The organism is Nocardia sp. NPDC004722, from assembly GCF_053601505.1.
Genome location: NZ_JBSGBY010000618.1, coordinates 1 through 4,851 on the forward strand (window position 1 = coordinate 1; position 4,851 = coordinate 4,851).

4 protein-coding genes are annotated in these 4,851 nt (G+C 69.3%); 3 read left to right on the plus strand and 1 reads right to left on the minus strand.

Annotated elements, in window-relative coordinates; genetic code table 11:
- Positions 1-217 precede the first annotated feature (217 nt).
- Complete coding sequence (locus tag ACWELQ_RS38160) at positions 218-1,909, plus strand: APC family permease (RefSeq protein ID WP_452401882.1); 1,692 nt, start codon at positions 218-220, stop codon at positions 1,907-1,909.
- Between the two features lie 13 nt (positions 1,910-1,922).
- On the opposite strand, the gene ACWELQ_RS38165 is transcribed toward ACWELQ_RS38160, so the two are convergent.
- Positions 1,923-2,774, minus strand: a complete 852-nt coding sequence (locus ACWELQ_RS38165; protein ID WP_452401880.1) for an acyl-CoA thioesterase — start codon at positions 2,772-2,774, stop codon at positions 1,923-1,925.
- A gap of 108 nt (positions 2,775-2,882) precedes the next feature.
- On the opposite strand from ACWELQ_RS38165, the gene ACWELQ_RS38170 reads away from it, so the two are divergent.
- Together ACWELQ_RS38170 and ACWELQ_RS38175 are read left to right on the plus strand one after the other, a co-directional pair.
- Positions 2,883-3,893, plus strand: a complete 1,011-nt coding sequence (locus ACWELQ_RS38170) for an alpha/beta hydrolase family protein (protein WP_452401883.1) — start codon at positions 2,883-2,885, stop codon at positions 3,891-3,893.
- The coding region (locus tag ACWELQ_RS38175) for a saccharopine dehydrogenase family protein (protein WP_452401881.1) at positions 3,890-4,851 on the plus strand (962 nt) is incomplete at its 3' end. The genes ACWELQ_RS38170 and ACWELQ_RS38175, both read left to right, overlap by 4 nt.

A 4,851-nucleotide genomic window follows, 5' to 3' on the forward strand; every position in this document is an offset into this window, starting at 1 on the left:
GCGCTGCCGACCCTCGGCATAACCGCACCGACATCCCGACTTCGTGACACGGTCGCCAACCTCGGTGCGCTGATCAGCCGCGGTAACCCCGGCACTGCCGCATGTGACTGATTTGCTACCGCACACCTCGCCCGGACCGCGTGGTGGAGTCGACGCGCCGCCGCCGCGGCACGGACTCACCGTCGCGACCGGTTTGGCCGGACTCTCGTTGGACGCCATGGCCTCCGTCGCCTACGGTCCCGAGGCGATCGTGCTGGTGCTGGCCGCCGCCGGAAGCGTCGGGCTCGGTTTCACCCTGCCGGTGACATTGGCGATCGTGGTGCTGCTGACCGTGCTGACCTTCTCCTACCGGCAGGTCATCGCCGCCTTCCCGAACGGTGGCGGCGCGTACGCGGTAGCCAAGGCGCGGCTGGGTCGCCGCACCAGCCTGGTGGCGGCCGCGTCGCTCATCGTCGACTACATCCTCAATGTGGCGGTGTCCATCGCGGCCGGTGTCGCGGCACTGACGTCGGCCTTCCCGGGCCTGTTCACCTATACCGTGTGGATCTGCCTGGCGGTCCTGGTCGGCATCACCGTGCTGAACCTGTACGGCATCCGTGAGAGCGCGCGGGCCTTCATGGCCCCGACCGTGGTGTTCGTGCTCGGCATCTTCGTGGTCATCGTCGCGGGCCTGCTGCGCACGCACCCGGCGACCGTGGAAACCGGTGCGGCGGTGGCCGAGAACGCCCGCACCATCGGAATCCTGTTGCTGCTCAAGGCCTTCTCGAGCGGCTGCGCCGCCCTGACCGGCGTCGAGGCCATCGCCAACGCGGTGCCCAGCTTCGCCGCGCCCAAGGTCAAGCGGGCGCAGAACGCCGAGGTCGCCCTGGGCGTGGTGCTGGGCCTGATGTTGATCGGCCTGGCCATCCTGATCGGCAAGTTCTCCATCCACCCGATCGACGGCACCACCATCCTCTCGCAGCTGACCGAGGCCGCCCTGGGCCACGGAATCGCCTACTACGTGGTGCAATTCGCGACCGTGATCCTGCTGGCGCTGGCCGCCAACACCTCCTACGGCGGGCTGCCGACGCTGACGAAGATCCTCGCCGACGACAACTGCCTGCCGCACCGGTTCGCGGTCAGCTCACAGCGACAGGTCTACCGCTACGGCGTGCTCGCGCTGGGCGTGTCCGCGGCCGTGCTGTTGGCGGCCTCGCGCGGCGATATGAACGCCCTGGTCCCGCTGTTCGCGATCGGCGTGTTCGTGGGCTTCACCATCGCACAGGCGGGCATGGTGCTGCATTGGCTGGATGTCCGCACGGCGGGCTGGCAGTGGCGCGCGGCGCTCAACGGTTTCGGCGCGATGCTCACCCTGGTGGCGCTGATCGTCACCACCGCAATGAAATTCACCGAGGGCGCGTGGCTGATCGTGGTGGTGCTGCCGCTGCTGGTCGTGGCCATGGAGCGCATCCGCCGCATCTACACCCGCATCGACGGCTGTCGCGGCGCGGGCTGCCTGCCCGCCGAACCGAAGGCCACCGAGACCGCGATCGTGGTGCCGGTGTCGGAGGTGTCGGAGCTCAGCCGCGAGGCGCTCTCGGCGGCGATGTCGCTGGGCCGGGACGTGACCGCGGTGCACGTGTGCCTGCCCGGCGAGAACATCACCGTGTTCACCAAGGAGTGGGAGGCGTGGCATCCGGACGTGCGGCTGGTGCTGCTCGAGGACGGCGACGCGACCGTGGGCGGGCCGGTGGCGCGCTATGTGCGCGACCATTTCACCGGCCGCCGCAAGGTCGTGGTGATCGCCGAGATCGAGCCGCCCGCGGGCTGGAACCATGTGCTGCCGAGTCACCGCAGTGACGAGCTGGAACGGGTGCTGCGCAGGATGAACGACACCGTGGTGTGCCACCTGCGGGTGCAGACGGCCTGAAAGGCGCTGTGAATCAGGCGGTTCCGGCCGGGTACGAGGCGGCCTGCGGATCCCGGAAGTGCCGGATCAGGCCCTCCTGCATGACCACGGCCACCAGCTCCCCCGCCTGATTCCAGATCCGGCCGCCGGTCAGCGCCCGGCCCGCGCCCGCGCTGGGCGACTGCTGGTCGTAGAGCAGCCAGTCGTCGGCGCGGAAGGGGCGCAGGAACCACATGGCGTGATCGAGCGACGCGTTCTGGGTGGGTTCGTCGGGGTGGATGACCTTCGAGGAACCCAGCAGCGTCATATCGCTCATGTAGGCCAGCGTGCAGACGTGGAACATGGAGTCGTCGGGCAGTGGGTGGCGGTAGCGGAACCACACCTGCTGCTGGGCGATGGTGCCCTCGCGGCGATCCACCTCGTCCTGCGGAATGGTGCGGATGTCCCAGTGCTCCCATTCGCGCATGGCCCACAGGCGTTCCGGGCTCATGGACTCCTTGGCGTCGGGCAGCTCCAGCGGCGGCCGCACGCTCGGCATCACGTCCTGATGCACCGGCCCCTCGTCGCCGACGTGGAAGGAGGCCGACATGGTGAAGATGGCCTCCCCGTTCTGCACCCCGGTCACCCGCCGGGTGCAGAAGGAACGTCCGTCGCGGATGCGATCGACGAGATACACGGTCGGCCGTTCCGGATTGCCGGGCCGCAGGAAGTACCCGTGCAGCGAGTGCACCTGATAGTGCGGATCCACCGTCCGCACCGCCGCGACCAGCGCCTGCCCGGCCACCTGCCCGCCGAACGTGCGCGGCAGCTGCGTCTTGGTGGACGCGCCCCGGAAGATGTCGCGTTCGAGTTGCTCGATTTCGAGCGCCTCTTCGATCGTCGCCATGCACTCGTCCCTTCGCCTCGGTCGCGCTCAGGCTAACAATCCTCAGTTATCTATCATTTTCCGAACGTCCGTTTTTGCTACGATAGGTTCATGAGTTGGAAGCGACGGATCCTGATCGCCGCGAGTTGCGTTGCCGTGCTGACGGTTTCGGCCGGGACCTGGGTCGTCGTGGCCAACGACTTCGATTTCCGGGAGCAGCGGGTCGCCATCACCGGCGCGGCGCAGACACTGCAAGGCACGCTGACACTGCCCAAACACGGTGACGGGCCGTTCGGGTTGGTGCTCTTCGTGCACGGCGACGGGCCCGCGAACGCCGACCGCGACGGGTTCTACCGGCCGCTGTGGGAGAGCTTCGCCGCCGCGGGGTACGCGTCGCTGTCCTGGGACAAGCCGGGAATCGATGGCGCGGCGGGCAATTGGCTCGATCAGAGCATGCACGATCGGGCCGTCGAGACCGAGGCGGCGCTGGCCTGGGCACGCAAGCGGCCCGAGATCGACGCCGGCCGGATCGGATTGTGGGCGATCAGCCAGGGCGGCTGGGTGGCTCCGGAAGTCGCGGTGCGGCATCCGGAGTTGCGGTTCCTGATCCTGGTCGGCGCGGCGGTGAACTGGGTGCGGCAGGGCGAGTACAACCTGCGCGCCGAACTGCGCGAGCGCGGCGGCTCCGCGGCCGAACTGGCGTCCGAGCTGCGGCGGCGCGACAACGATCTGGCACTGCTGCGCGAGGGCGCGAACTACGACCGATACCGTTCGGCCACCACGGATTCCCCGCCGATGTCGGAGGATCGCTGGTGGTTCGTGCGGCAGAACTATCGCGCGGACGTCACCGAAACCCTTCCGGGGCTGCGGATTCCGGTGCTTCTGCTGCTCGGCGAGCACGATCTCAACGTCGACGTGGCCGAGACCGAGCGCGTCTACCGCGAATCGGTGCCGCCGGGCCTGCTCACGGCGCGGACGTTCCCCGGCGCCTCGCACAGCCTCGTGAAATTCGATCTGGATCGGCCCGACGGCCTCCGCCCCTTCCTGGTCGCGGTGTTCGCGCCCCGATCCCTGTATGCCCCCGGCTATCTCGACGCGCTGCGTCGTTACGCCGAACAACCGGACAGGAGTTCCTCATGAGAGTTCTCGCCCTGGGCGGAGCGGGCGCGATGGGCGCGGCCGCCGTCGAGACCGCCACCCGCCTGCTGGGAGTCGAACGGATCGTGATCGGCGATCGCGACGGCGCGGCGGCGCAGGCGGCGGCCCGGCGGTATTGCGATGCGCGGGTGCCGGTGTCGGCGCTCACCGTCGACGTGACGCACGGGCCCGCGCTGCGCGACGCGCTCACACAGGTGGACCTGGTGCTCAATACCGTTGGGCCCTATTACCGTTTCGGACGCATGGTGCTGCGCGCCGCGATCGACACCGGCACCCACTACCTGGATATCTGCGATGACTGGGAGCCGACCCTCGACATGCTCGACCTGGACGAGCAGGCCCGGACGGCCGGGGTGTGCGCGGTGGTGGGCATGGGCGCCAGTCCGGGGGTGAGCAATCTGCTCGCGGCGCTCGCGGCCGCCGAACTCGATACCGTGATCGACGCGTATACCGCCTGGCCGGTGGATGTTCCGGACACCGGCGGGGAGGAGCTGCTGTGCGCGGGTGAGCGACCGAGCGCGGCGGCCGTGCATTGGATGCGGCAGAGCAGCGGCGCCATCTCGGCGGTGGCGGCGGGCCGGTTGACCGCGCAGCGGCCGTTGCGGCCGGTGACGCTCACGTTGCCCGGCGGACGGCGCGGCACCGCCTACACGGTCGGGCATCCCGAGCCGATCACCTTGCAGCGCAGTCTGAATCCGGTCGGCGACGCCGCCAATCTGATGGTGGTGACGCCGTGGACGCTCGGCTATCTCGAGGTGCTGCGCCGCGATATCGACGCCGGGCTGCTGACCGACGAGACGGCCGCGGCGCAGCTGTCCCGGCCGAGCCTGGGCAGGCTGGCGCGGCACCTCCGCGACCCGCGTGAAGAACTTCGGATCCGGCTTCTCCAGCCCCCATTCGGCCGAGGTATAGACCGCGTCCACCGGCAGCGCCATCCGTT

Bases quoted from the DNA above. Each gene is read 5' to 3' on its own strand.
- ACWELQ_RS38160 (WP_452401882.1), top strand. From the start codon at position 218: ATGGCCTCCGTCGCCTACGGTCCCGAGGCGATCGTGCTGGTGCTGGCC.
- ACWELQ_RS38165 (WP_452401880.1), bottom strand. From the start codon at position 2,774: ATGGCGACGATCGAAGAGGCGCTCGAAATCGAGCAACTCGAACGCGAC.